The organism is Nitrospira sp. Ecomares 2.1, from assembly GCF_965152585.1.
This window is the reverse complement of the sequence record NZ_OZ224219.1, coordinates 874399-900450: the sequence shown is the minus strand read 5'-3', so window position 1 is coordinate 900450 and position 26052 is coordinate 874399. Positions and strand designations below refer to the sequence as shown.

At 49.4% G+C, this 26052-nt stretch carries 27 protein-coding genes; 17 read left to right on the top strand and 10 right to left on the bottom strand.

Annotated features, from left to right (window positions below; all coding sequences use genetic code 11):
• The first annotated feature begins 23 nt into the window (after positions 1 to 23).
• From ACWHYD_RS04125 to ygfZ, 4 genes are read left to right on the top strand one after another with little or no spacing between them, the layout of a single operon-like run.
• Positions 24 to 824, top strand: coding sequence for a sulfide-dependent adenosine diphosphate thiazole synthase (locus ACWHYD_RS04125; RefSeq protein WP_447964651.1), 801 nt, complete (start codon positions 24 to 26; stop codon positions 822 to 824).
• Positions 825 to 876: 52 nt separating this feature from the next.
• A complete protein-coding gene (locus tag ACWHYD_RS04120; protein WP_447964650.1) occupies positions 877 to 1392 on the top strand; it encodes a tetratricopeptide repeat protein in 516 nt (171 codons plus the stop codon).
• Between the two features lie 21 nt (positions 1393 to 1413).
• Positions 1414 to 1797 (top strand): response regulator, encoded by a 384-nt coding sequence (locus ACWHYD_RS04115; RefSeq protein ID WP_447964649.1) that lies wholly within the window; start codon positions 1414 to 1416, stop codon positions 1795 to 1797.
• The gene (gene ygfZ, locus ACWHYD_RS04110; protein ID WP_447964648.1) at positions 1794 to 2888 is read left to right on the top strand and encodes a CAF17-like 4Fe-4S cluster assembly/insertion protein YgfZ; all 1095 of its coding nucleotides are present in this window, start codon (positions 1794 to 1796) and stop codon (positions 2886 to 2888) included. Before ACWHYD_RS04115 ends, ygfZ begins: the two co-directional genes overlap by 4 nt.
• A gap of 47 nt (positions 2889 to 2935) precedes the next feature.
• Here ygfZ and ACWHYD_RS04105 read toward each other — a convergent pair whose 3' ends face one another.
• Positions 2936 to 3412 (bottom strand): hypothetical protein, encoded by a 477-nt coding sequence (locus ACWHYD_RS04105; RefSeq protein ID WP_447964647.1) that lies wholly within the window; start codon positions 3410 to 3412, stop codon positions 2936 to 2938.
• A gap of 238 nt (positions 3413 to 3650) precedes the next feature.
• Between ACWHYD_RS04105 and ACWHYD_RS04100 the strand changes: the two genes are divergently transcribed.
• Entirely contained in the window at positions 3651 to 3872 is a 222-nt protein-coding gene (locus ACWHYD_RS04100) for a hypothetical protein (protein ID WP_447964646.1), read from the top strand.
• A 146-nt stretch (positions 3873 to 4018) separates the two neighbouring features.
• Here ACWHYD_RS04100 and ACWHYD_RS04095 read toward each other — a convergent pair whose 3' ends face one another.
• A complete protein-coding gene (locus tag ACWHYD_RS04095) occupies positions 4019 to 4411 on the bottom strand; it encodes a nuclear transport factor 2 family protein (protein ID WP_312643846.1) in 393 nt (130 codons plus the stop codon).
• 37 nt (positions 4412 to 4448) lie between these two features.
• Positions 4449 to 5345 (bottom strand): DMT family transporter, encoded by an 897-nt coding sequence (locus ACWHYD_RS04090; protein WP_447964645.1) that lies wholly within the window; start codon positions 5343 to 5345, stop codon positions 4449 to 4451.
• Between the two features lie 580 nt (positions 5346 to 5925).
• On the opposite strand from ACWHYD_RS04090, the gene ACWHYD_RS04085 reads away from it, so the two are divergent.
• Positions 5926 to 6273: a YfhL family 4Fe-4S dicluster ferredoxin gene (locus ACWHYD_RS04085; RefSeq protein WP_447964644.1), complete on the top strand. Its 348-nt coding sequence runs from the start codon at positions 5926 to 5928 to the stop codon at positions 6271 to 6273.
• Between the two features lie 103 nt (positions 6274 to 6376).
• Here the strand turns inward: ACWHYD_RS04085 and smc are convergent, their stop codons facing one another.
• The 3 genes from smc to ACWHYD_RS04070 all read right to left on the bottom strand — a co-directional run bounded on the left by smc (position 6377) and on the right by ACWHYD_RS04070 (position 12467).
• Positions 6377 to 10054: a chromosome segregation protein SMC gene (smc, locus tag ACWHYD_RS04080; protein ID WP_447964643.1), complete on the bottom strand. Its 3678-nt coding sequence runs from the start codon at positions 10052 to 10054 to the stop codon at positions 6377 to 6379.
• 324 nt (positions 10055 to 10378) lie between these two features.
• Positions 10379 to 11317, bottom strand: a complete 939-nt coding sequence (gene ispH, locus ACWHYD_RS04075) for a 4-hydroxy-3-methylbut-2-enyl diphosphate reductase (protein WP_447964642.1) — start codon at positions 11315 to 11317, stop codon at positions 10379 to 10381.
• Between the two features lie 157 nt (positions 11318 to 11474).
• Entirely contained in the window at positions 11475 to 12467 is a 993-nt protein-coding gene (locus ACWHYD_RS04070) for a 3-oxoacyl-ACP synthase III family protein (protein WP_447964641.1), read from the bottom strand.
• Between the two features lie 235 nt (positions 12468 to 12702).
• On the opposite strand from ACWHYD_RS04070, the gene ACWHYD_RS04065 reads away from it, so the two are divergent.
• Positions 12703 to 13755, top strand: a complete 1053-nt coding sequence (locus ACWHYD_RS04065) for an outer membrane protein assembly factor BamD (protein ID WP_447964640.1) — start codon at positions 12703 to 12705, stop codon at positions 13753 to 13755.
• 467 nt (positions 13756 to 14222) lie between these two features.
• On the opposite strand, the gene galE is transcribed toward ACWHYD_RS04065, so the two are convergent.
• From galE to ACWHYD_RS04050, 3 genes are all read right to left on the bottom strand, one after another.
• A complete protein-coding gene (gene galE, locus ACWHYD_RS04060; protein WP_447964639.1) occupies positions 14223 to 15242 on the bottom strand; it encodes a UDP-glucose 4-epimerase GalE in 1020 nt (339 codons plus the stop codon).
• Between the two features lie 459 nt (positions 15243 to 15701).
• Entirely contained in the window at positions 15702 to 16451 is a 750-nt protein-coding gene (locus ACWHYD_RS04055; RefSeq protein WP_447964638.1) for a cytochrome c biogenesis CcdA family protein, read from the bottom strand.
• Positions 16452 to 16458: 7 nt separating this feature from the next.
• Positions 16459 to 17079, bottom strand: coding sequence for a peroxiredoxin family protein (locus ACWHYD_RS04050; protein WP_447964637.1), 621 nt, complete (start codon positions 17077 to 17079; stop codon positions 16459 to 16461).
• A gap of 425 nt (positions 17080 to 17504) precedes the next feature.
• Between ACWHYD_RS04050 and ccmA the strand changes: the two genes are divergently transcribed.
• The 10 genes from ccmA (at position 17505) to ACWHYD_RS04000 (ending at position 25045) form a co-directional block, all read left to right on the top strand.
• Positions 17505 to 18179, top strand: coding sequence for a heme ABC exporter ATP-binding protein CcmA (ccmA, locus tag ACWHYD_RS04045; protein WP_447964636.1), 675 nt, complete (start codon positions 17505 to 17507; stop codon positions 18177 to 18179).
• Positions 18166 to 18843: a heme exporter protein CcmB gene (locus ACWHYD_RS04040; protein WP_447964635.1), complete on the top strand. Its 678-nt coding sequence runs from the start codon at positions 18166 to 18168 to the stop codon at positions 18841 to 18843. Before ccmA ends, ACWHYD_RS04040 begins: the two co-directional genes overlap by 14 nt.
• Before the next feature lie 74 nt (positions 18844 to 18917).
• Positions 18918 to 19643 carry a heme ABC transporter permease CcmC gene (gene ccmC / locus ACWHYD_RS04035; RefSeq protein WP_447964634.1) on the top strand — a complete coding sequence of 242 codons (726 nt, stop codon included), beginning with the start codon at positions 18918 to 18920 and terminating at the stop codon, positions 19641 to 19643.
• A complete protein-coding gene (locus ACWHYD_RS04030; protein ID WP_447964633.1) occupies positions 19640 to 20152 on the top strand; it encodes a cytochrome c maturation protein CcmE domain-containing protein in 513 nt (170 codons plus the stop codon). Before ccmC ends, ACWHYD_RS04030 begins: the two co-directional genes overlap by 4 nt.
• Positions 20136 to 20591 (top strand): cytochrome c maturation protein CcmE, encoded by a 456-nt coding sequence (gene ccmE / locus ACWHYD_RS04025; protein WP_447964632.1) that lies wholly within the window; start codon positions 20136 to 20138, stop codon positions 20589 to 20591. Before ACWHYD_RS04030 ends, ccmE begins: the two co-directional genes overlap by 17 nt.
• Before the next feature lie 18 nt (positions 20592 to 20609).
• Positions 20610 to 22559: a heme lyase CcmF/NrfE family subunit gene (locus ACWHYD_RS04020; RefSeq protein WP_447964631.1), complete on the top strand. Its 1950-nt coding sequence runs from the start codon at positions 20610 to 20612 to the stop codon at positions 22557 to 22559.
• Positions 22556 to 23119, top strand: a complete 564-nt coding sequence (locus ACWHYD_RS04015) for a redoxin domain-containing protein (RefSeq protein WP_447964630.1) — start codon at positions 22556 to 22558, stop codon at positions 23117 to 23119. The genes ACWHYD_RS04020 and ACWHYD_RS04015 overlap by 4 nt, the downstream gene beginning before the upstream one ends.
• A complete protein-coding gene (locus ACWHYD_RS04010) occupies positions 23119 to 23583 on the top strand; it encodes a cytochrome c-type biogenesis protein (RefSeq protein ID WP_447964629.1) in 465 nt (154 codons plus the stop codon). The genes ACWHYD_RS04015 and ACWHYD_RS04010 overlap by 1 nt, the downstream gene beginning before the upstream one ends.
• Positions 23584 to 23599: 16 nt before the next feature.
• On the top strand, positions 23600 to 24523 hold the full coding sequence (locus tag ACWHYD_RS04005; protein ID WP_447964628.1) for a tetratricopeptide repeat protein: 924 nt from the start codon (positions 23600 to 23602) through the stop codon (positions 24521 to 24523).
• A 366-nt stretch (positions 24524 to 24889) separates the two neighbouring features.
• Positions 24890 to 25045, top strand: coding sequence for a hypothetical protein (locus ACWHYD_RS04000; protein WP_447964627.1), 156 nt, complete (start codon positions 24890 to 24892; stop codon positions 25043 to 25045).
• 57 nt (positions 25046 to 25102) lie between these two features.
• Here ACWHYD_RS04000 and ACWHYD_RS03995 read toward each other — a convergent pair whose 3' ends face one another.
• A complete protein-coding gene (locus tag ACWHYD_RS03995; protein WP_447964626.1) occupies positions 25103 to 25495 on the bottom strand; it encodes a hypothetical protein in 393 nt (130 codons plus the stop codon).
• Between the last annotated feature and the right edge of the window lie 557 nt (positions 25496 to 26052).

The window sequence follows — 26052 nt, the reverse complement described above, 5'->3', positions numbered from 1 at the left end:
GAAATATTATCTGGAGCTCCCCTATGAATCCTATCAACATCGCTCCTTTACGAGAACGGGATATCACCCGTCACATTGCCAGGGAGTACTACAAAGAATTCGACTCACTGATTGAAAGCGATATCATCATCGTCGGAGGAGGTCCGTCCGGACTCCTCTGCGCCAGAGACCTTGCCGCGACCGGTTTCCGGACACTGCTCATCGAACAATCACTAGCTCTTGGTGGCGGCTTTTGGTCTGGTGGTTTTCTCATGAATAAGGCCACGATTTGCGAACCAGCGGATCGGATTCTTGAAGAATTGGGCATTCCCTTTAAACCGATTAAAGACTGCCCGGGAATGACCATGGTTGATCCGCCTCATGTGACCAGCCGGCTCATCTCCTCTGCCTACGAAGCCGGGGTCAAGATTATGAATCTTACCAAAGTCGTCGATCTCATTCTTCGGCAAGATCAGCGAATCGAAGGTGTGGTGGTCAATAATTCCACCGTGGAAATGGCGGGGCATGGTACCATTCACGTAGATCCCATTGCCCTTGAAAGTCAAATTGTGGTTGATGCCACCGGTCATGATGCCGTCGTGGTTAATCTCCTCCACCAACGTAACTTATATCAGAAGGTGCCTGGAAACGGGGCTATGTGGGTGGCGCGTTCCGAAGTATTAGTGGTAGAAAATACCCGTGAAATCTATCCAAATTGCTTTGTCGCTGGCTTGGCCGTTGCTGCAGTTGATGGCAGTCCACGTATGGGACCGGCGTTTGGGTCGATGTTACTTTCCGGCCGACGTGCAGCTGAGTTGGTTCAGAGTAAACTCAAAGGCGAATAATCACCTTTTTTCCTAAGAGACACAAAAAGGACTGTTCACAACACAATTTCCTATGGATATTCAAGATTTTCTCGACCAGGGCGAGGGCCACGAAGAAGATAAGGTGACGGCCTGGAACCTTTTTCAGCAGGCCTATGAACTCCAAATGAAAGGGCAACTGGAAGAGGCCGTGGATCTCTATAAACAATCCATCGACATTTTCCCAACTGCAGAAGCACATACGTTTTTAGGATGGGCCTATAGTTTCATGGGACAATTGCAGGAAGCCATTGAGGAATGCCAAGTGGCTATTCGTCAGGACCCTGAATTCGGAAATCCCTATAACGATATCGGGGCTTACCTTATTGAGCTCAACCAGCTGGACGAGGCTATTCCCTGGCTTGAAAAAGCGATGAAAGCCAAACGATATGAAAACCCTTCTTTTCCTCACATGAATCTCGGCCGTGTGTATGAACGACAAGGGGAATGGGACCAGGCAGTCGATTCCTACAAAAAATCCCTGGCTCTTAACCCTGAATACAAGACAGCAAAACAAGCGCTCATGCGCATTCTGACTCTTATGAACTAGAACGAATAAAGGCCTTACCAAATGTCGGACACCAAAACGATTCTTGTGGCGGTTAGTGATATCTTCTTCTACACCAAAATACGCGACGCCTTTTTACCGCAAGGCTATAAACTGGAACGTATCCGCACTGGAGATGACTGGCAAACGAAAGCTCTTGCCAGCCAGCCGATGGGCATTATCGTCAACATGAATGATGATCGGCTCAATGCATCCGATATTGTGAAATCGCTACGCACACTTCCTCAAACACAGGCATTACCCATCCTGGCCTTTGCCAATCATGAAGAAGTTCAAACATGGAAACTGGCGAAAGACCTTGGAATTCAAAAAATTGTCTCGCGCAATGAGTTTTCTGCGCGGACACTCGCGCTATTTGAGGAAATCACGACGGCAGCGACATCATGAAGACCCTTGCCCTTCATAAACAGCATGAAGCCCTAGGCGCCAGGTTTCAACCTTGTGGCGAATGGGAAGTGCCCCTTCATTACGGCAACCCTCTGTTAGAGTATGAGTCCATTCATCAGAGAGGCGGCCTCGCCGATCTATCATTACGAGGAAAAATCATGGTCACGGGTGATGACCGAGTCTCATGGCTCCAAAGCATCATCAGCAACGATATTCTTCCTCTTAAGCCTGGTCAGGGTCGGTACTCGGCCTTCATGAATCATAAAGGAAAAATGCTTTCCTATTTTCGAGTATTTCTGCAACCGGAGACGTTGATCATTGAGGATGTCGGAGAGGTGGATGACCTGACCTTTCAAGCCCTCCGAAAATTTCTGCTCTATGGGACAAAAGCCAAACTCCACAATGGCCTAGAAAGTTGGGGACTCCTCCTGGTTACCGGGCCGAATGGTCCGGATATTCTCAAACAAGCCCTCGGTGTAGAAGTGAATTCCCTCCAGGTTTTAGATACCATTTCATTCACATTTGGTGACATGCAAGGGGTAATCGCTCGAACGGAAGAAACGGGTGGGCAGGACTTTGAATTATTTGTCCAGGCCGAAGGTCTTCCCGCGCTGTGGTCTCATCTCTTAACGATAGGGAAAGAGGCCGGCCTTCAGCCGGTCGGAAGGGAGGCACTCGAGACCGCCAGGATTGAAGGGGGATTGCCTCGCCTTGGGCCAGACTTGAATGAAAAAATCGTTCCGCCGGAAGCGAATTTGGAGGGTATCGCCTTTAGCTTATCGAAGGGATGCTATCCCGGGCAGGAAGTTGTAGCCAGAATGGATACCTACGGATCGGTCAAACGGCGAATGGTGGGGTTAGTTCTTGAAGTAAAACCCCCACAACTACCGGAAGCGGGGGCGAAACTTTTTAGTGGAACGCGGGAAGTGGGATGGGTATCAAGCTCAACCCACTCCCCTCGTATCAAAAGACCGATTGCACTGGGATTTCCCCTACGAGATTTCACCCAACCCCAGACAAAACTGGAAATCGAGATCCGAGACCAACGCTTTCCGGCCTCTGTCTGTGCCTTGCCATTTACCGCCCTTTAAGCGGTTACGAGATTCAAGAACGATTATTCAGACCTCAGAAAAATCCATCAGACTTTTTCTGGATGTCGGCCATGAGAGATTTTTTCGGCAAAAGACAATACGGCCGGACGTTGATCATCCTTGAGCGCGAGAAGAATATGGGCCTCATCTCCATGCATTAACCGTAGACTCAGAAATGATTCTTCCGTGCGTTTTTCTTTGTTATCCCATGTCCCGTCGATCAATTGGATCTTATCTAAATCACAGCAAGAAAAAATGTCGTATCGAAAATACGAATCCCCGATAACCATATCAAAGAGAACATTGCCAGCGGTCATGACCATAACGTTAAAACGCCCTTGATCTTCATACCCTTCCGGCAAAAATTCATTCACATACAAAAGGTTAATTTTTCGGCCTGTCAACGCCTGCTCAATCTTCTTTCCCAACGCCGGATAATCGATTTGAAGAGCCCGTTCTTCCTGACTCGTGGCGCGCAAGGCCATCTCTCTTGTTTGTTCAAATACATCTGTAGCAGTCAACACAGAACACGCTCCTTTCTTCAACAACACTGTCAATATATGTCAAATGGTTCGCTTACTGGGTGCCTACGATACCCGCCATTAAACAGAGAAAGCAAGGGAACACCCCCATCTCCTCTATAATGGCATTCACGTAAAATTCTTAATCGTCCTGGCGTGAATTGATTGCCTTCTCCCCTCGCGGTTGGGCATACTTCGACTGTTGAACACTGCCAGGCGAACTTAAAAGGAGGACCAGGATATGAATGCTGATACGTGTCTGATTGGGGGATGCACCGAACCCCTCTACGCCCCTGCCGGAACCCAATCGTTATGCAAGGACCACTTTTTACATTTCGTCACGTGGCGCAGAAAAAAAGGCGGACTGGGTATGTTTAAAAAATATTGCGCCCTGAACATGGAAGAACGAGATGTGATTGTTGAAGAATGGGCCAAGTCAACGTTCAGTAGCTCTTCCTCCTGATCAAAACTCCATTTTCCAAGCCACACCTGTTTGGCCATTATCCTGGCCTTGCACCTTCCCGATTGACCACAAAATGTAAGAAATTTACAAATAAATAGTGAATTGAATGCCTCAGAAGTAACCCACCGCCAAGGCACACTCAGATCTTATTCCATGAGCGGTGATCCGTGATGATGGATAATCTTCCATTCGTCTCCAATCCGCTCAAATAAATTGGTTGACACTACCTGGCTATTCTGTTCGTTCTCTCCCACCCGGCTGGTGATGTTTTCTGTACAAATAACCCAGGCAACATCAGCCGCAACTTGGACCTGGACTTCAGTCAATTCAAATTTCATCGAAAATGTATTATTGAAAATGACCACCCAGGAATCCCTAACCGCGGGCCACCCCACTCGGATACTCCACCCTGGATGAATACAGGTCACATACTCCTGATGAGCCCAGATAGAATCCATCAGCGCAACATCCAGCTGTTCAAACCCACGATAAAACAACTCATTCATCTGTGTGACTTCCTCAATCCGTTCCTTCAGCATAGTGCGCTCTCTTTCTTCGTTTCCGCCTATTTCCAGATCATGTAACTTTCACTAATACGGCACAGGATTGTCGATCAACCAACCAGACCCCGAGCAAGATCAATCCTATCCCACTTATTTCCCTCATGCCAACCGGCTCTCCCAAAATCACTAGGGAAAAAAACAAGGCGGACACCGGAATAAGATTGCCAAAAATTCCTGCTCTGGAAGGGCCAATGCCCTTGACGCCATACAACCAGGCCTGTTGACCCAACGCCGTGGCAAATACCATGACATACAGGAGTGCCAGCCAACCAGACACGGGAACCGTCGCCAACCCCGCACCCAATACTTTGTGATTCATGGCCAACAACGGGATTTCAAAGATCAAAGAAATCAGAAGAGTGGTCCACGTCACGGTCAGCGGAGAGAACCGTTCCATGGTTTTGCGACAGCCAATCGTATAGAGGGCCCAACTGACTAAGGCGCACACCACCAGACTCCCTCCGAGCCAGGGGTTGGTACCTAATCCCTCCACCGCCTCGCGCCCGGAAATACTCAATACTCCAAAAAACGAAACCAGGCAACCAAACCAAATTACCCGGAGAGGTACATCCTTCAGGATTAACGAGGACAGAAAGGCGGTAATTGCCGGACTCGCACCTATAATAATACCCGCTGCCCCTGCCCCAATAAATTGCAGGCCAAATAGCACGAACAGGTGATTTCCCAGGACTCCCAATCCCAACAGAAAAAAATTCCGCCAATCTCTTCGGGAAAAAGAAACAATTCCTTCCTTCCACAGCCAAAGAGGAATAAGGATCAGTAAGGCTCCTAATCCTCTGAAAACAGACGCCTCTACAGGCGAGAATGGACCTAAAGCGACTTTTTGCGCAACCACCGATCCTCCCCAGACCATCGCCGCCGTCGTGAGGGCAACATAGGCGGAAAACACTGAGGATCCTGAGCTATTTGTTTTCACAGGAAAGCAGGCAAGAAAAGGGAAGAAAAATACGGAAGGTGTCTAACCCCGATTGGACTACCAGGAAAAACAACCCCGATCACGAAAATACCCTGAGATGAGCCTACCAAGGGTTCATCCACACAGACATAATCCTTCGCTTCATATTACTCAAACACCCTCAAACCTCAAACGCGACTCTCAAAATGCGACGGAACCTCTCTCGTCCGTTATGAATGACGTATCGGTGCTATAACAATCGTCCAAAGGTTCGTCAAGGTCAGACCAAATTACTGCCTTTCCTCAAAATATTGACATGTGTCCATAATTTGTATGGTTATTGGCCCCAACAATTTCTTAAAATGGTTTTTGAGTCCACCTAATTTTACCGCAGGCCCGAATGGCTTATCAGATAGGTCTTCTGTCCGGTTGACGCAAATAAATTTACACCGTTAAAATCGCCAAAGAGTTGATACCGTGCGAGCCCTCATGCCAAGGGAATTTTCATTAAAAATCGTAGGCGTTGGCTTCCTACAATTGACATGACGGTTTACCTGTCCCCTAAGGAGGAATTATGTCGTTGCTAATCACAGAAGAGTGCATTAATTGTGGTGCCTGTCTCCCCGAATGTCCCAACGAAGCAATTTTTGAGACACGTAGCGCCGCAGAAGAAAAGGGCCATAAGGTCGGTGAAGGTCAGGGTGATGGAGACACGGTATACGTGATTACCTATGAGCGCTGCACAGAGTGCGTCGGTCATTTTGATGAGCCTCAATGTGCGGCAGTCTGTCCTGTGGATGATTGCTGTATACCTGATCCAGAAATCCCTGAGACAACTGATACGCTACTGGATAAGGCCAAAGAGCTGAATCCTGACAAAGAAATTGACCCAGAGAAAGTTTGGGCCGGCGTTCGAAACTAACCAAATACAAAACCTGGTTCGGCAAAAAAGCCCCTTCCGACATTCTACGGAAGGGGCTTTTTATTTGAGACTTCCCAAAAATGATGGGACTCACTGTAAATGCTCAGCTCACCTCTTCTAATTCATGGAGCCGAACAGCTATCAACTTCGAAACACCAGGATCCTCCATCGTCACACCAAACAGAGAGTTGGCAGTCTCCATGGTGCGTTTATTGTGTGTGATCACAATAAATTGAGACCGGTCCGCCATTTGTCTCAAAAATTGACCAAACCGGACCACATTCGTTTCATCTAATGGCGCATCCACCTCATCCAATACACAAAATGGAGAAGGACGAATCAGAAAGCTCGCAAATAGAAGAGCCATCACGGTCATCGTCTTTTCCCCCCCAGAGAGCATATTGAGGTTTTTCAAGCGCTTCCCTGGTGGTTGGGCGACAATTTCCACACCTGGCTCAAGAGCTGGCGCTTCAGATTCCTGCCCTTCCTGAGTTTCTTCCACGAGAATCAACTCAGCACGTCCTCCAGCGAACAAGGCTGAAAAGACTTCACTAAATTTCACCTGCAGCTCTTTAAAGGTATCCACAAATAGCTTATTGGTTGTCTGATTTAATCGCTGAATAATTTCTTGAAGGGATTGGATTGAACCCGCTAAATCTTCTTCTTGCGCTAATAAAAATTGAAAGCGTTCTTCTAATTGAGCATGCTCCTCAATAGCGGCCAGGTTAATCGGACCGATCCGCTCTAATTTTTTTCTGATACCCTGCAACTGCTCTCTCCACTGCCCGGTTTTCTCCTCGTCAGATGCCTGTTCAGTCCCTTCCAGCACTTCAGGAGTCTGCTCCGCATCCTGGGAATATTTGAGGTCATCCGTCGAAATTTCATACGTCATGGTCAGCGTTTCTTGCACAGCATGGAACTTCGCCCGAACCTCTGCTAAACGCCCCTCAATTGGCACTCGGGATTTGAAGATATGGCTCAATGTTTCACGAGCCTTGGCAATCAGACCATCCAATCGTTTCACTCCCTCCATACATTCTGCATGCCGGTTCCCCAGCTCCAATAATGTTCCGGCAATAGCCTCCTTTTGAATGCTTAATTCTTCGACCAAATCTTCGTTGGTGAGTCGTTCCTCCTGGCTTTTTCGACTTTGGAGAAAGAGGTGTTCCAATTGTCCATCAATCTGTCGAATACGGCTGTTCCGATGCTCTTCTTCCCGTTCAATCCGTTCAACATTAGCTTGTTCATGGTCCCATTGGGACTTCAGAGACTGAAAATTCATTCGAGTATCATTGACGCTTTCCAACATGTCTTGTCGCTCTTGGTCTAATGCATTGAGAGAGTCCAACAGTTGACGAAGAGCCTCATCTTCCTGAGCCCGTGTCTGATTAAGACGCTCAAGCCGGGTTCGAACCTCTACCTCTTCAACCTGGAGCTGGCCCCATTCCTCCTCTTCCGCTAATCGATCCTGCTGAAGTGCATCTAACCGACGAACGAGATCGGGAAGAGCCTTCTCTTTGGAAGAAGCCTCTTTTTGAATGGTCAACATCTGAAATTCCATCTCGCGAATAGACAACGTGGCTTCTTCAAGTTGTTGCGACAGGTCCTCAATTTCCTGTAGAAGCAATTTCCGGTTGGCTTTGGCTTCCTCCAATCCCACAGAGAGAGTATTCAACCTTTCTTCCAATGCGAGAATTTCTCTACGACGACGTAATAATCCACCTGCCTCTCCACCAGACCCACCACTGATAACCCCGGATGGAGACACAAGCTCCCCATCCAAAGCCACTAAAAGCGGACCGTTCCCTTGGAACCAGGAATGCCTGGTCATGAGATTCAACGCTCCAGCCAATGATTTGACAATGACCGTATTCCCCAACAAGGCCTCAACCACAGGCTTCAACTCGTCAGGAACCTGAACAAAATCCACAGCCAAGCCCAGCACCTCCGTGTCGTGCTGAACGATGCTCCACCAATCGGCTGGCCCCCCTCGACCCTGTCGCGGAATATTCAAGGGAATAAAGCTGCCTTTTCCCCATTCATGTTGCTTGAATTGCGCAATGGACATTTCTGCCTCTTGGGGCGATTGGACAATCCACGCCTGCAACCGCTCACCCAGAACTGCTTCCATGGCTTTTTCAACATCCTCTGGCACTCCCATCCGTTCGGCCAACGCCTCCTGAATGCACGAACACGCGACGCGAATTGAGGCTTCATCACCCTCACCATGATGGCCATACCCTATTTCTTCCCGAAAGACGCTTTGAATGGCCCGTAATTCAGATTCAGCACCAGCTGTTTGGGTTTGGAAGTCGAGAATTTTTCCATCAAGCTCTTCCCTGGTTTCTCGCTGACTTTGGAGGTTGACCTCTAAGCGATCCTGATTGTTTCGAAGTTCATCAAGCTGACTTTCGAGAGATGAGCATTCCCGTCGAAGTGCTTCGCTTTCCGATTGAAGTGTGGTTTGATCGGTTTGCGATTGAGCATATTCCACAGCCAATCGTTCAATCCGCCTGGCCATCGAACTCTGCCCTTCACCAATACTTCTCAAGCGGTTTTCCTGATTTGTTTTATCTACCGCTAAAGCCAGAATGGTTTCTCGCCCCTTGTCGACCTTCTCCGCAGTTTCCCGACGGCGAACGGCGAGATCCGCTATGGCCCCCTCTCCGTCTTTCACCGTGACAGAGAGAATTTCCATCTCACACCGAATTTGGGCCAGCCGCTCTCTCAGAGCTTCCAAGGAACCCGTGGCATCCTGCCCCTCCCCATTCAGTCGAGCCCGCTCCTCCATGACCTGCTCATGTTGCTGTTCATACTGATCAAGCCGGTTGCGTTCAATCTGAATCGCCGTATATGCATTGGACATTTGTTGCTCAATCTCTCGAAATCGGTCCTGCGCTTCCTTGAGAATTTCGCTAGAAGACGTCAACTCCAATTGCACCTCTTGGTGCTCGGCCACAAGCCTGGCCTCTTCAGCCACGCAGGAAAGCTCCTGATTTTCAGATTCGTGTAACTCGTTTTCAAACTGACACTGGTCTTGAAAAAACCGGCGAAAGTCATGGGTCAACAACCGCACCTCAAGCTCCCGAGCTTCACGGAGGAACGTCTGATACTCCTCTGCCTGTTTCGCCTGACGATTGAGTGTCCGAAGCTGGCTTCGAACTTCTCCTAGAATATCCCGAACCCGCAAAAGATTATTTTCTGTACTTTGTAATTTCCGTAACGCCTCCGCCTTTTGCTTTTTATATCGAATAATACCTGCCGTGCCCTCAATAAACTCACGCCGTTCCTGTGGGGAAGCACTGAGCAACTGTTCAATATTGCCCTGTTCAATGACAGACTGCCCTCGAGCTCCTGCCCGGGCATTCCAGAGAAATCCTCGAATATCCTTGAGTCGGCAGGGAATCTTATTAAAGTAATATTCACTGTCTCCCTCGCGGTAAAGCCGGCGGGTAATCATGACATCCGTTGCCTGGTCAAGCCCTTCCAGAAGGGCAGAGACAGGCTCCAACTCCCGAGGCGTCACCTCGGAAAAAATGAGTGAGGCTTCGACCATTCCCATGGGTTTACGTTGTTCAGTCCCATTAAAAATCACGTCTTCCATGCGCTCACTTCGTAAACTCTTCACGCTTTGCTCACCCATCGCCCACAGAATGGCATCCACGATATTACTCTTACCTGTCCCGTTGGGACCGACAACAGCGGTTATCCCATTCGGAAAATCTATTTTTGCCTCAGCAAAGGATTTAAACCCACTGACGACTAGAGTACGAAGATACATATTCCCTCCCAGAATGGAGTGGATGACAGGGCAGTAATTTGGCTCAAATCAGTACCATAAAGAAGAAAGAAAAATCAAAATTTTCCACAAAATACGGTATGGCTGACTAGCAGCCTATTCAATATCTTGACATATTGCCAAAACCAAGGTTCCTGTCAACAGGATAAAACCATGAAACCTTTTACGGAGGTTTCTCTATTGCCATGAGGAGTCCCCAATCAAACAGATCCACCGGCTTCAGTATATTGGGAAAGATAATGAGGAAGGATAAATTCGGAAAAGATACGCTCGCCCTCCACCTGGAAAGCGGAAATCCAGAGGAACTTATCGCGGCACTTTTGCCATCAGTAATTCTTTGGGAAGAAGAAATTCAACATTCTCTTCCACCACCGTCAACTCCTCTACCGATGTCGCTCCTTGCTCTTTCAAAAACTTAATAACCTGAGCTACCAACACTTCTGGAGCCGAGGCCCCCGCCGCAATGCCAATTGCGTTCACACCTTCCAGCCATTGAGTTTGAATATCCTGATAAGAATCAATGAGATATGAAGGGATTCCACACCGCTCGCCCAATTCTCTCAATCGGTTGGAATTGGAGCTATTAGGAGACCCGATGACCAGAATGACGTCAACAAAACGTGACAGCTCTTTGACCGCATTTTGCCGATTTTGCGTGGCATAACAAATATCTTCCTGGTGTGGCCCCTTAATACCGGGAAATCGACGATGTAATGCGGCAACAATATCTCTGCACTCATCCACACTCAATGTCGTTTGGGTGACATACGACAAATGCAGAGGATTTTCCACTTCTAAGGAGTCAACATCCTCAACCGAGGAAACTAAATGAAATTTATCAGGCACCTGCCCCAGGGTTCCCACCACCTCAGGATGACCCGCGTGCCCAATCAGAATCAACTCATATTCGTTGGAGTAATCCCGATTGACTTCGTTATGGACCTTGATGACCAGGGGACATGTGGCATCAATGACTTTCAAATTTCGTCGGGTGGATTCTTCCCACACCTCTTTTGCCACACCATGTGCACTGAAAATGACAATGGCGCCATCAGGCACCTCATTCAGTTCTTCCACAAAAATAGCGCCCTTTCCACGAAGGGACTCAACCACATGACGGCTATGGACAATTTCATGCCGAACAAAAATTGGTGCCCCGTAGGTCTTTAAGGACAAATCGACGATTTCAATCGCTCGATCCACTCCCGCACAGAACCCTCTGGGATTGGCCAGGAAGATTTTCAACGCACCCCTCCTTATTTTATCTATTCTTAATTAGCTACCTCTATCCCACTCATGCCTATTGCTTGCGCACGATAGGCCAAATAGCAAGAGATCGTCAATACAACACAATGCCCAACCAGGTTTCTCCGGTAAGTGGACCTACGCCCAAAGGGCAATTTTATCCCCACCGAACCAAAGCCGTGCCCCACGTCAGCCCTCCACCAAAGGCCCCCAACATGACCTGATCGCCCTTCTTCAGTCTCTGCCCCCGATTCGCATGGTCTAAAGCCATCGGCAATGAAGCCGAGGAGGTATTTCCAACTTGCTCGATCATCGTGAGGCATCGCTCATGAGGGATCCCGATATTTTCACAAAACTGGGCAAGCATCCGTCCATTGGCTTGATGGAAAATGACTTGGTCGAGTTCCGAGACATCCCATTTCTCCTGCTCCAAATGGTTGCGGACCGCTTGACCTAAGCGCTTGATTGCAATGCGAAACAGCCTGGAACCCCGTATTCGCATGGTATGCTCATTGGAACCAAGGACAGATTGAGTCAAAGGCTGACGGGACCCCCCCCCGGCAATTTTGACCAGATCATGATATGCCCCGTCGGCGTGAAGTCGAATACTGACGACGCCCATGTCAGCATTTGATGATTTTTCGACAATGGCGGCACCGGCCCCGTCACCGAATAAAATGGTTGTACTCAAATCTTTGACATCCAAAGACCGGGATTTGATTTCCGAAGCCACGACGAGACATCTTCGAAACTGTCCGGCCCGAATAAAACAATCCGCCATGGAAAGGCCATAGAGAAATCCCGAGCAGGAGGCAGAGAGATCAAAGGCCGGGATGCCTTTGATACCCAATCGAGCCTGAAGCAAGCAGGCCGTGGAGGGGAAAATCATCTCTGGAGAGGTGGAGGAGACAAGAATGGCGTCAAGATTCTCCGGGACCAACCCGGCCTGATCCAATGCCCTTCGAGTAGCCTGCTCTGCCAAGAAAGAGCATTCCTCCTGTGGACCGGCCCAAAACCTGGTCCGGATACCTGAAACTCGAAAAATATACGAAGGCTCAATCCCTAGCAGATCTGCTACCTCCTGGTTATCTACCCGACGACTGGGGAGAAAGGATCCGGTTCCCACAATTCTAGAGAGTTTGCCATTCATGTACTCGTGGCCTATTCGTTAAATTCACAATAATACCGACTGTCGCATTTATTTTATGCCTACTCAATAATGTGGCAAAAAAGAGACGATTTTCGGTAAAAGATTTAACCTAATCGCAATATTAAAGACTTTCTTTTATTGGTCCGAATCTTGTATAGATTACAGGCTATTTCATACTCTCTGTATCGACATTCACCTCAGCCCATGATCATCTACTGCCCGGAGTGACTTACCTGTGACATTTCCTGTCAATTTTCGGATTCTTTCGACCACCTTCCTCGCTGCTCTTGTCATGATCGCTGGATGTTCCTCCACACCCAAACCAACCGACACCACATCGAAACAAGCAGTGTCCTCAACGGACGAACAAATTTTCGTCGGTGATTCCGTAGAAATGAATTACGATCCGAACGTGATCATGAAACGGGCCGAATCATTTTTTGACAAGGAATCCTATGCGGAATCCATCGTGGAATACAAACATTTCCTCGACCTCCACCGAAATCATGTATTGGCACCTTATGCCCAATACAAAATTGGGGTCAGCCATTTCAAACAATACCGGACAGTCGATCGTGACCCTGAGCCCCTGGATCTAGCCATTCAGAACTTCGACAAACTTCTTCAAGAATTTCCGGCAAGCCGCTATGAAACCGAAGCCAAGCAAACCATTCTGATTTGCAAAGAACAATTAGCCCAACGACATTTGATGGTTGGGCAATTCTACCTCAACCGGGATTCATATCTCGCTGCTGCCCATCGATTTGAAAAAATTATCAAGGAGTTTCCTGAATTAGAAACTGCCGGGGATGCCATGTTCCATCTGGCGAAAACCTACCAGGACCTGGGTATCGAAGAATGGTCACAGGAATGGTTACTTGCCCTGGTCAATGAACATCCTAACAACTCCTATCACTCAGACGGCCAAAAACTCTTGGCAAAGCTACAAAAAAAGAATCCGACTTTTCTAGCTTCCCTTCCCCACGATCCCGCGATGGATGAACAAACCGACCCAAAACCTTTAACCATAGAGCAAAAACCTGAGAATCAAACCCTCGTACGGACGGTATCCCATAGCCCGGAATCCCCATTGTTATCCTCAGTCGGCACCCCTTCACCTGCGTTGACACCGACCACGCTGAGCGACTCAATAGCATCAAAGCCGCCTGTCTCCGACGGAGCCTGCACAATTGGGACCTGGTGTGACTCACCATCCTCCACGATCACGACCCCACCTACCCAATTATCGAGTAACGTCAAATCCTGCAAAACCGGCGAATGGTGTTAACCCACGACCTTCCTGAACCTTGTTTTCGCGTAATCTTATAGAGGCCAATTGACTCCGTTGGCCACATTCTCTGACCAACACCAATTTGCCATCCAAAAGTACCTGCCCTGGGTGGCCTAATCCTTACAATCGATTGACCGAAGACCATCACCTTTCAAAAACGTTCCATGAGCAGGCTCCTGACCACTTTCGGGATGCTTTCTCAGAAAGACGAACCCCGCGAGAACTACCGCGAAATTCACGGACCCGTTTTTTTTAGATTGAACGTGGAATGTGGTTAAGTTGAGGAACCATGGTGGGACTGCCGCCTCCAGTGAGGCCCTAAATGACCACGCGAGGATTCCGACCACATGACCGCACCGAGAGAGTGTTTCACGGCAATGAAGCAAGCATCCACCGGAATTCCCTGGCACCAGGCCGTCAACGGCTCCCCCCACAGAGGTGCCCAGATATCCAAGGAAAAAAAGTCAGCCTGCGTATCCCTGGGGGTTGTCACGTTGCCATCGCCAGGCATCCGCGCACATCTCACTGAGCCCGCGTTCCGCACGCCAACCCAGAAGGGTGAAAGCTTGATTCGGATCAGCATAGCAAGAGGCAATGTCACCGGAACGACGTGGGGCAACCTTGTAGGGAATCGGCTTGCCACTCGCGGCTTCAAATTCCCGCACGATCTCCAATACGCTGTACCCGTTGCCCGTACCAAGATTAACCGTTAAGCACTCTTTCGGGACATCCAATCGAGCCAGCGCTTCCAGCGCTTTGAGGTGCCCCAATGCTAAATCAACCACATGGATATAATCCCGCACTCCGGTCCCATCAGGAGTCGCATAATCGTCACCCCACACGTTCAAGTATTCCCGCCGTCCCACTGCAACCTGCGCAACGAAGGGCAGGAGATTATTCGGCATACCCTGGGGATCTTCCCCGATCAGACCACTGTCATGTGCACCAACCGGATTAAAATACCGCAGGATGCCGATCCGCCAGGAGGAATCGCTACGATGTACGTCACGCAAGATCTCCTCCACCATCAGTTTCGTTCGACCATAAGGGTTGGTCGCAGATAGCGGGTGGTCCTCCGTGAGCGGAAGACGCTGGGGATCGCCATACACCGTGGCAGAAGAGCTGAAGACCAGTTGTTTTACGCCGCACTCGCCCATGGCTTCCAACAGGCAAAGGGATCCGACCACATTATTGTCATAGTAGGCCAAGGGTTGTTGGACTGATTCTCCCACCGCCTTGAGGCCAGCAAAGTGAATAACTGCGGTCGCCCTGCTCTCGCGCAGAGCCGTCACCACCGCAGCTCGATCACGGCAATCACCGCGTATCAGGCGAAGGGACTTCCCCGTAATACGCTGCACCCGTGCCAGGGACTCAGCGTGGCTATTGGAGAAGTTGTCAAAGACCGTCACATCACAGCCGGCACGGATGAGTTCAACGCAAGTATGTGACCCGATATAGCCGGCACCGCCTGTTACGAGAATCAATGAGAACGCTCCCGTTGAAATTGAGATAGCCCGCTGCCTTTTCTTTTCATGTTGACCCTTTTTACATGACTTGAAGGTTGCAGGGACACATCAATGCTGACAAGCCAACGATTCCATAATATAGAGTCTCAAAAAATGTGGTGGGACCCTACACTGAGAAGAAAGGTGCGTCAAGAAATAGATCGGTAAGGAATAGAAGTGAATTGAGGACCATCAGTACATATGAATGAGAGCCGGTGGCTCAAAGAAACAAGAGCCGTTCATGAATCCTCTGTCCAGTTTTTCCCGTGGCCCCTACCACTCCATAACCAAGAGAAGACCGTCGCTCCTCCATGAATATTGGTTGCTCCAATATACCCCTACATCTCTTAAGCCCACCATCATTGCAGAAACTATACAAGCGAGTGGAAAGACAAGGAAAGAAAAAAGAGGTGGATAGGCCAGGTCGTGCAAGCCGGTTTATTGGCCGATGTACCATCCAATACCGTTGCGTTCAAGAAAGCTGGTGATGAGGGTCAAAGAATCCGCATAAATCATGACGCCCACCGCGACCAACAGCCCGCCGCTAACAAACGATACCCCGCCTAAATAGGACCGAAAGTTCTTGAAGTAGCTCAAAAATGTATCCATCCCAAATGCCGTCAGAAAAAACGGGAGACCCAAACCCAACGAATAGGCCGACAGGAGCATCACCCCGCTGGACATCGATTCCGTCGTACTGGCATAGGCCAGAATGGCCCCCAACACCGGTCCGACGCAAGGCGTCCAGCCGGCGGCAAACGCCGTACCGATGAGAAATGAACCCAGGTAGCCGACAGGACGCGTCTCAAAATGCATCAAACGTCGTTCGGTCATAAAAAAGTTTAATTTCAAAATTCCAAGCAAATATAGTCCGAAAATAATAATCAGGACACCCCCGACTTTCCGGATCACATCTTGATAGTCATACAACCATTGCCCCATCAGGCTGGCCGATGCCCCAAACGCGATGAAGACCGTAGAAAACCCGGCAATAAACAACAGGGCATTGAGAATAATCGCAGACTTAAAACGCTCTCGCTCTTCAACTTTCGCGAGATTTTCCACTGAGAGCCCGGTGATATAGGAGAGATAAGAAGGAACGAGCGGAAGGACGCACGGAGAAACAAAAGACAAAAGTCCGGCACTAAATGCGGCAAGCAAAGACACCTGGCTAATCGAATCGATCATAACTGTATTACATCCGTTGGGAAGACTCTGGAACCGGCTCTTGAAGGACCTCGGCAATTCCCCTGCGAGCTTCAGGGCTGTTCCAATCCCGGGATCCGAAGACCACCTGCCGGATAATGCCTTGACGGTCGATCGCAAAGGTCATGGGGAGCGTACGTGCGCCATAGGTCAGCCCCACCTCATAATCCTGATCATGCAAAATAGGAAAACTCAACCCCATCGCTTCCTGAAAAGGCCTTGTCACGGCTGTGCCCTGTTGGTCAACGGAGACCGCGACAATTTCCAACCCTTTTGATTGCATACTGCGGTACAAGGCTTCCATGGCGGGCATTTCAACCCGGCACGGTCCACACCAGGTCGCCCAAAAATTCAGCAACACCACTTTTCCCTGAAAATCGGAAAGCGAGACAGCCTTTCCATGCATATCCATCAGACGGAAATCCGGCGCGGGAGATCCCTTTGAAGGACGGGAAGCTACAGTATGGGTAGATGGTGCATCGGCATAGGTACTTTCAGAATAGCCGGAATCGCAGCCTAGAAGAGCGCAAAAGATTCCTATCCCCCCCAAAAAAGGCCAGGATTTCGAGAGATAATGGTAGGTGGCCCTCAACCCAAGGATTGATTTCAACTCACTGCCTCCCCACGGTAAAATTCAAGCAATCCCCGATTCACGATACCGGAAATCTCCTTCAACCAACCGTCATCATAAGACCCGATAAATTTCATCGTCAACGCGATGCTCACTCTATATAAGGCAACCCACCAGGATTATTTGAGTTTTATGGTATTTGTTGTCTGCCAATTACCTATTTTTGAGGAGGCCCTGAAATATGACATGGTCTCGACGAAAATCGGATTGCCAAAGATGTCTTTCAATTTACCCGACAAGGCCGCATCCCGCAACGAAACCCCATAACCTGCGAGACCTGGAAATCTATGAATATTGAAAGCCCATCGCTAGCGACTGTTTCCAACATCTTGTTACATTCCTAGACAACCTCCAATACATTTCGTAGACTGCAAGGCTAACTTTTCCAAGTCTCATACCATGACATGATCGCCATCCAGGTCAGCAACCTCTCCAAAGCTTACGGTTTCTATCGTATTTTTGAGGATCTGTCTTTTGACATTCATCCGGGAGAGTGCTTTGCCTTATTTGGCCCCAACGGGGCAGGGAAAACGACGTTACTCCGTATTTTAGCCACCCTCCAAGCGCCGTCTCATGGTCAGTTTACCATTTTTGGACAGGATGGCGTGGCACAGAAGGATACCGTTCGAGAAATCATCATGCTCATCGCCCATGGGTCCCATTTATATGATGAACTCAGTGCCACCGAAAATCTCCAATTTGCCCTGGGCATGCGTGGTCAAACCCCTTCCCCGCCTCAGATCAAACGGGCACTGGATCGAACAGGAATCGGGGCCTTTGCGGACCTCAAAATACGTCAATATTCGGCCGGGATGAAAAAACGATTGGATTTCGCCAAAACCATTCTCGCTCAGCCACAACTGCTGCTACTCGATGAGCCCTACAACGCCCTGGATCATGACGGGGTGGCGATCACCAACCAGCTCATCCAGGAAACGCTGGACCGTGCCGGCACCGTGTTCATGACCACGCATGACCGTGACAAGGCCACCCAAATCGCTACACGTGGCGGGATTCTCAAAGGCGGACACCTTCAACTTCTCTCCCCTGAGCAACTCACCACCGATGCCATTTTTTAACACAATTCGCTGGGTCATCTGGAAGGACCTGATCAGTGAATGGCGGACACGGGAAACCATGTCGTCGATGCTATTCTTCGCCCTCATTGTCATTCTGGTGTTTAGCTTCAGCTTTTCCATGGACCAGGATGCGGCACGCCAACTGATTGCGGGAATCATCTGGGTTGCCTTTACCTTTACGGGCATTATCGGCTTAGGGAAATCCTTCACCTCGGAATTGCAAAACGATTGTCTGGAGTCCCTGCAAATGTGCCCCGCTCCCAAGGGCGCCATTTATCTCGGAAAAGTCGCGGCCAATTTCCTCTTCATGCTCTCAGTCGAAATCCTCTTATTTCCCTTGTTCGTCTTATTCTTTAATCTGGATGTCATTGAAGCCGTAGGAACCCTTTTGATAATATTTTTCCTGGCCACCTTGGGGTTATCCGCCGTCGGAACACTCTTTTCAGCCTTAACCGTTCAGATTCGAGCCCGGGAAGTCATGCTCCCCGTCCTGCTCCTTCCCCTGGCAGTTCCAGTCATGATCGCGGCCGTGGAAGCCACGCGAGGGGCGTTAAGTGGAGATCCATTTTCCTTTTACTCGCAATGGATCCAACTTCTGATCATCTTTGACATTATTTTCACCGTCGTCTCATTCTGGCTATTTGAATTCATCCTCGACTCGTAAATGTTGAAAACGGCTTAAAAGTCTAGTTCCTACGGACCTTTCCCCCTGAGGAATCTCTCTTTACAATACAGCACATGATCAATCGCATAATTCGTCAGATTCAACGCTATAAAGGGTGGTTTGGCGGAGGGGCTGCTCTCTGCATTTTTTTAGGCTTGTATATCGGCCTGCTCGCCTCACCGCCTGATTATTATCAAGGGGAACTGGTCCGGATCATGTATGTCCATGTGCCCCTGGCTCACACAAGCACGCTGGCCTATTCCGTATTATTTTTCGGGAGTATCTGGTATTTGTGGAAGCGGGATCCGCTTGTGGATAATATGTGCCAGGCCTCGGCGAGCATTTGTGCCCTCTTCACCTCACTGGCCCTCGTCACCGGTTCGATCTGGGCCAAGCCCACATGGAACACCTGGTGGACCTGGGACCCACGCCTCGTCTCGTTTACGGTGCTTCTCCTGATTTTAGGGGGGTACATCATGCTTCGGCGCCTCGTGGATGACCGGGTTCAGGGCGGCCGCTATGCCGCAATTCTGGCTATTGTCGGAGGCATCGATCTGCCCATCATAAAATTTTCGGTGGAATGGTGGAGAACACTCCACCAACCCATGTCGTTCTCCACCAGAGGAGTCAGCATTTCAGAAGACATTCTGGTCCCCCTGACGTTAATGAGCATTGGCTGTTGGTTATTGTTTGCCTATATGGTAATGGTCCGCACTCAAATTTTGTACTTGACTGACTTATTGCTTGCCAAAAAAGGTCGCTTTCTCAGTCAGACCCATTTTTCTCAGACGACTCCATGACCGGGTTATACACACGCTGGGCGTTGATTCTGGGGGCAACCCTCCTACTCGCCATCCTGACCTATCAGCACTACCAGCAACACTTATCCACATTGTCCATGGAAACGCTTTTGAGCAGTCCTCCGGTTACCCAACCGGTCAGGATACAAGGGATGGTCAAAAGTGGTACCTTGCAGGGTGACGTAGAACATGGGCAGGCCACATTTGAATTTGTGGATGGGGATACCAGTCTTGCAGTGGAATACCAAGGTCCTCCCCTGGAAAACATTCGCGAATTGAAAACCCTGGTTCTCATCGGGCGCTGGGACAGCCAGGCACAGATTTTTCGCGCGCAGGACACCGCGTTAATTAATAATTTTGGATTTGTGGCCGCGGCCTACCTGATTTCCGTCCTGGCCTTGGGGTGGATGGTATTTGCCATGAGCCAAAGAGTCATGGTTTTATTTAAAGAGATCAAAGAATCCAAACTTTACGAACCAGAGGCAGACTCCCTTGGGTACAAAGAATAAAAAAATCGCCATTATTGTCAGCATACTCCTGGTTGCCGGTTCGCTCGGCTATCTCGCGTTTGGGAATTTCGGGGAAAATATTGTGTACTTCGTGACTCCCTCTGAGGTAAAAGCCTTTACCGCCGAAGCCTACAGCAAAAAAGTTCGTGTGGGTGGCATGGTGGTCAAAGGCAGTCTCAAAACCCAACCCGAGCCGGTAGGGCTAACCTTTGAGCTCACAGATGGTGCCTCGACTATTCCTGTGGCATTTCAGGGTATTCCCCCGGATTTGTTTAAGGAGGGACAAGGGGCGGTGGTGGAAGGCCAATGGCGGGACGGCCGGACGTTTCATTCCACGATGATCATGGCCAAGCATTCCGAGGACTACATGCCCATGGAACTCAAACAAGCAGGTGTGGAACTTCCCAAAAAAGATTTCATGAAAACCCTCTCTCCCTAACCCTGTTCGCCATTCTCTATGATTATTGAAATTGGACATTTTTCGACCATTGTTGCCCTGGTGCTGTCAGTCTTTGGCATGGCCAGCGCCGCGCTGGCCCTCAAAACACGCAATCCCGATTGGGCCCGTTCCGGGCGCATGGCTATCACCCTCATCTTTGTCTTGCTGGGTGTGGGTATGCTCTCATTGGTCTATGCCTTTATCATCCGGGACTTCTCGGTTCTCTATGTCGCCAACAATTCAAATTCGAAACTCCCGTTTTTCTATACGGTCGCGGCGGTGTGGGGCGGACATGAAGGCTCGCTCCTGCTCTGGGTCTTCATACTTTCCGTCTTCAGCACCTTGGCCGTCTGGCTGCATTGGCGCACTCAGCCCACCATTATGCCGTATTTGATTGCCGTGGAATCGGCCATCATCTTCGGTTTTTTATGTTTAATTGTTTTTCTCTCCAGTCCTTTTGAACGGCTTCTACCTGTTCCTCTCGATGGCAAAGACCTGAATCCGTTACTGCAAGACCCCGCGATGGTCATGCACCCACCCATGCTCTACATGGGCTATGTGGGATTTTCCATTCCCTTTTCCTTTGCCATGGCCGCATTATTTTCCGGACGGTTAGGAGAAGAATGGATCAAGGTAACACAGCGATGGAGCATGTTTGCCTGGATGTGCCTGACAACCGGCATCCTGCTCGGCGGCTATTGGGCCTATTACGAACTGGGTTGGGGCGGCTATTGGGGCTGGGATCCGGTCGAAAACGCGTCGTTTATGCCCTGGCTGGTGGGTACCGCCTACCTGCATTCCGTTCTGGTGCAGGAAAAGCGGAAGATGTTCAAAGTCTGGAATCTCTTCCTCATCATCGTCACCTTTTCTTTGTCTCTGATCGGGACCTTTCTTGTGCGGAGCGGCGTGCTCACTTCGGTCCATTCCTTTGCCACGGATCCTGAGCGCGGTCTGTATATTCTCATCTTCGTCGGCACCGTCATCGGGATCGCCTTCGGCGCATTAATCCTGAGATCCAATAAATTGAAATCACAAGTCGAGATGGATTCGTTGGTTTCCCGTGAATCGATCTTCCTCTTCAATAATCTATTCTTTCTGGTGGCTGCCGCCACGGTCTTTCTGGGCACCCTCTATCCATTAATCCTCGAAACACTGCAGGACGCCAAGGTGACCGTGGGTCCCCCCTATTACAATGCGGTGTTTATGCCCATTGCCCTGGGATTGTTATTTCTCATGGGAATCGGTCCCTATATCCCCTGGCGCAAAGCGTCGGTGGCCAGCCTGAAAAAAAGTTTCTCCACACCCCTTCTCGCAGGAGCGGTAATTGTCGTCCTGCTATTTGTGACCGGCATTCATAACCTTTATGCCCTGGCAGGAGGGTATGTGGTGACCTTCGCCGGCATGGCAATCGTCCTGGACTTTGGAAAAATTTCGCAACTGTATGCGCAGCGGAACGGGAGTAATATCTTCCAGGGCGGTCTAGCGGCCTTTACCGCCAACCAACGACGATATGCCAGCATGCTCACCCATATCGGGGTCCTCGTCCTAGTCGTCGGCATCATTGCCTCCACCGTGTATCAAACGGAAAAAGTCGTCTCGATGCGCGTGGGAGACGAATTCGCGATCGGGGACTATCGGATGAAACTGGCGAAAATTCACGAAGTGGCCGGCGGGAATTGGAATGCCCAGGAAGGCGTCTTTCAAGTATTTAAGGGAGAGGATTTGATTACGGAGCTCCGGCCCCAAAAGCGAATCTATTCGGCCACTCAAACGCCTACCACGGAATCGGCCATTTATGCGACGAACATGGGGCACGTCTTTCTGACCATGCCCGAGGTATCCGAAGACGGCGTGGCTGTCGCGCGTGGAGTGCTCAATCCACTGGTTCTGTGGGTATGGGGGGGCGGTGTCATCATGGGGCTCGGCGTGATTTTGAATATCCTCCGGCCCCGAAAGAAGGAAGAATGAGTAAAGGCTGGCAATTGACACTGATCCTCTGCCTGTTAGGACTGTTCGCCTTGTTTTACCAGGGGCTCTGGGGAGATCCACGACACATTCCCACTGTCCTGATTGAAACCGATGCTCCCAACTTTGAAGGACCGGATGTGGAAACGGGACAAACGATCTCTTTGGAACAATTCAAGGGGAAAGTGGTCCTGCTTAATTTCTGGGCGTCATGGTGTTATGAATGCAAGGTGGAGCACGAAAGCATCTTACAGCTGCATCAACTCTTTAAAGATAATCCCGAATTCGTGATGCTGGGGGTGAATTATCAGGACGAATTACCGGATGCCCAAAAATATTTAAAGGAATACGGCTCAACGTTTTCCCATGTCCGTGACCTCAAAGGACAATTGGCCATTGATTACGGGGTCTATGGGGTACCCGAAACATTTGTGATTGATCAACAGGGGAAAATCCGCCATAAATGGGTCGGCCCGATCACCGGTGAGGTCTATACCAACATCACACAAAAAGTCATTGCCCCGTTGCTCAAAGCTCAACCCACCACAACGACGACGTCCTAATGCCCATTCGACTTACCTGGTGCCTTGTGGCGCTATTGACCATTCCTCTTCCGTTATTCGCTGCCGTGCAGGACGAAACGGACGTCGACATTCAGGTCAGGGAAATTGCCAAAACCCTCCGCTGCACCGTCTGCCAAACGGAAAATATTTGGGAATCCGGCGCACCGCTGGCCCAACAGATGCGTGGAGTGATTCGTGATCGCATCGCCCTGGGACACAATACGGAAGAGATTCGCGCCTATTTCCTCAGCCGCTACGGGGACTATATCCTCATGGAACCCCCAAAACATGGCGTCAATTGGCTCATCTGGCTGGCGCCGTTTCTCCTGCTCGTCGTCGGGGGATTCTTTCTTTACAAGGAAGTCACTCATTGGGTCCGTGATACGCCCACTCCACCCAGCCAACCTGAACCGCCATTGGACGATCAGGCTCGAAAACGTATCGAGCGTGAACTTGAGTCCTGAATAGTCTCAATCCCGTATGTCGACTCTCGCCATTTTCGTGATTCCGTTTGTGGTTATCCTGGGGATTGTGCTTGCCTCCCTTACTCTTCCATTTTGGCGGCGGGATCCTTCACCGGTCTCCTTTGGCCTGGACGATGACCGGGCTCAGGAACTCCTTGACCTTCAAATCGAACGGGAAACGGTGGTCCGCTCTCTACAGGACCTCGAAATGGAACTATCACAGGGAAGGATGGACCCGACTGACTACGAACGGTTGAAAGCCACCGACGAACGCCGTCTACTCAATCTATTAGACCGGCTGGACACCTTCAAGGACGTCGTTCACGACGAAACCAGCGAACAGCATTCCGCCGCCTCGAAACGAATAAACTGGATTCCGACCATCGCCTCAGGCCTGGTGGTCTTATTGGCCTCCGTCGGCATTTACGGGGCGCTTCAGTTCAAAGCCGCACAAAAACTCATGGCTATTGAAGCGGAAATGGGAGGAGGCCCGAATCCCATGGAGATGGTCGCCCAACTGGAGAAACGCCTCAAAGAGAATCCTGATGACTTGCAAGGCCAAATCATGGCCGGGCGATCCTATCAGGCCTTGAATCGTATCCCTGAGGCGAGGAAGGCCTGGGAAAAAGTCTTGGAGCTGGACCCGAAGCAGCATGAAGCCCACTACAATTTAGGCGTTATCCAAATCGAAACGCGTCAAATTGACGATCCGGAAATTTTCAAACAGGCTCTCACTCATTTCGACATTGTCCTGGCGGATCTTCCCAATCAACCTGCCGTCAACTGGTATCGAGGGTTAGCCTTGTGGTATTTGAATCGCCGCCAGGAAACCGACGCCGCCTGGACGCTCGCCGCACAAAACATGGAGCCCGGCAGCAAAGACATGGAGTTCGTCAAAGACGCTCTAATCAAACTCCGCGCCGGTGAAGTTCCGTTTTAGCTATTTCTGATTTAAATAGCCGTTATTTAAGTAAAAACGATTTTAAAATTGCCTTTTTTCACATCACAAAGAGTTCAACTAGCTTTTTCAATCCCCTACCCAACGAACTGCTCAAAGCGTTTTCCAGACAATCCGAGTGAAGGTTCTGCTGGATACCTGCACATTTCTGTGGATCATTTCTGACGACAAGGCGCTTTCACAGTTGAGACGGGAGAGATTTTTCACCCCCCTCACATGAAATTTTCCTGAGACCGAATTCCGTCTTGAAAATTTTCGTGAAATAATCTCTGGGTAAGATTCCCCTACTCACACCGTTGGATCAATTCATTCTTCAACAGTGAGCGGCATGGCATCAGCCCACTCAGGTTGGAAGAAGCCGCAACCGGACACCTGTCCAAACTCCCTACACTTCATAAAGACCCGTTTGACCGTATGCTCATTTGCCAGGCCATCCAACATGAACTGACCATCCTGACCCCCGATCCACTCATTACCCAATATGCCGTCCGAACCGCCTGGTAGATGCCTTTGAAACCAATGTGTTACTGGCAACAGGACAAAAAATTGCGCAAAGGGGCTTTAAGCTAAAGAGGCTTTTTCGGAATGGGAGTAAGATGGAGTCCAATTGGTAAGTTCACGAAACGCGATGGATAACACGATTACGATGATCGGAGTAACCAAATACACAAGAAATGGCCTGAACACATGCTTCACAATCAACATTTGATCACTTTCCAACCAAGTCAATAGCGAGGGAGGGCAGTACAAAAACCCGAAAACAAACGGCAGGCCTCCAAATAATAGTGCCAGCCTCAATTCATTCCCATTAGTTTGTTCGGATGACCATGCCAAAGATGGCTTAAGATCACCTGCAGTTGCTGGAAGAACCAGACAATAGGGTGCAAGAAGATAGGAAAATCCTCCATAGAACAAAATATCCAATGAATAGTTATCCAAGAATGTTTTTATCAACACCAGGCCCCCATAATTCCCTTTTAAATTCTCCAACATTTCCAGAGAAAGGTAACGGACTATTATTGCAAGAAGGCCAATGAAAATTGCGGCCAAACATAGATTTAAATTCCAACAGAATAATCGCCACTCGCGTTTACCAAATTCAATCCGACTCAAGGAGTTCCCCTCCCCGTTTGCTAAAACTAAACGATGGCAAAAAACCGAAAACATTGCAGAAATCATTAGGGTGGGAAATGCAGATAAAATAAAAAGGAAAATTCTACCTGATAAAGGATTCCAGTCCTTATTGGCCCAAACGTACTTTACGACAAGGTACTCTTGGAGATAACAAAGGGTCCCGGCGATAAGGGTGCATCCAATAATCCAGCGGAACAATCTAATCCGATGCTGCCATGAAACCATGAGGGTTTCTCGAATCGTCGCCAGAACCGGAAGTTTTTTCAGAGGAATGCTCTGAGATAATTGGGTCATAGCTATCACACGAAAAACGCACTCAAACGCTCACTATTATGCTTTCACTTATCGGCAAAGTGTCCTTCGCACTCAGACCTGGG

Excerpts from the sequence above, each read along its gene's own strand:
- ACWHYD_RS04125 (WP_447964651.1), top strand. The coding sequence starts at position 24 with ATGAATCCTATCAACATCGCTCCTTTACGAGAACGGGATATCACCCGT.
- ACWHYD_RS04120 (WP_447964650.1), top strand. The coding sequence starts at position 877 with ATGGATATTCAAGATTTTCTCGACCAGGGCGAGGGCCACGAAGAAGAT.
- ACWHYD_RS04115 (WP_447964649.1), top strand. The coding sequence starts at position 1,414 with ATGTCGGACACCAAAACGATTCTTGTGGCGGTTAGTGATATCTTCTTC.
- ygfZ (WP_447964648.1), top strand. The coding sequence starts at position 1,794 with ATGAAGACCCTTGCCCTTCATAAACAGCATGAAGCCCTAGGCGCCAGG.
- ACWHYD_RS04100 (WP_447964646.1), top strand. The coding sequence starts at position 3,651 with ATGAATGCTGATACGTGTCTGATTGGGGGATGCACCGAACCCCTCTAC.
- ACWHYD_RS04095 (WP_312643846.1), bottom strand. The coding sequence starts at position 4,411 with ATGCTGAAGGAACGGATTGAGGAAGTCACACAGATGAATGAGTTGTTT.
- ACWHYD_RS04085 (WP_447964644.1), top strand. The coding sequence starts at position 5,926 with ATGTCGTTGCTAATCACAGAAGAGTGCATTAATTGTGGTGCCTGTCTC.
- smc (WP_447964643.1), bottom strand. The coding sequence starts at position 10,054 with ATGTATCTTCGTACTCTAGTCGTCAGTGGGTTTAAATCCTTTGCTGAG.
- ACWHYD_RS04070 (WP_447964641.1), bottom strand. The coding sequence starts at position 12,467 with ATGAATGGCAAACTCTCTAGAATTGTGGGAACCGGATCCTTTCTCCCC.
- ACWHYD_RS04055 (WP_447964638.1), bottom strand. The coding sequence starts at position 16,451 with ATGATCGATTCGATTAGCCAGGTGTCTTTGCTTGCCGCATTTAGTGCC.
- ccmA (WP_447964636.1), top strand. The coding sequence starts at position 17,505 with ATGATCGCCATCCAGGTCAGCAACCTCTCCAAAGCTTACGGTTTCTAT.
- ACWHYD_RS04040 (WP_447964635.1), top strand. The coding sequence starts at position 18,166 with ATGCCATTTTTTAACACAATTCGCTGGGTCATCTGGAAGGACCTGATC.
- ccmC (WP_447964634.1), top strand. The coding sequence starts at position 18,918 with ATGATCAATCGCATAATTCGTCAGATTCAACGCTATAAAGGGTGGTTT.
- ACWHYD_RS04030 (WP_447964633.1), top strand. The coding sequence starts at position 19,640 with ATGACCGGGTTATACACACGCTGGGCGTTGATTCTGGGGGCAACCCTC.
- ACWHYD_RS04020 (WP_447964631.1), top strand. The coding sequence starts at position 20,610 with ATGATTATTGAAATTGGACATTTTTCGACCATTGTTGCCCTGGTGCTG.
- ACWHYD_RS04015 (WP_447964630.1), top strand. The coding sequence starts at position 22,556 with ATGAGTAAAGGCTGGCAATTGACACTGATCCTCTGCCTGTTAGGACTG.
- ACWHYD_RS04010 (WP_447964629.1), top strand. The coding sequence starts at position 23,119 with ATGCCCATTCGACTTACCTGGTGCCTTGTGGCGCTATTGACCATTCCT.
- ACWHYD_RS04005 (WP_447964628.1), top strand. The coding sequence starts at position 23,600 with ATGTCGACTCTCGCCATTTTCGTGATTCCGTTTGTGGTTATCCTGGGG.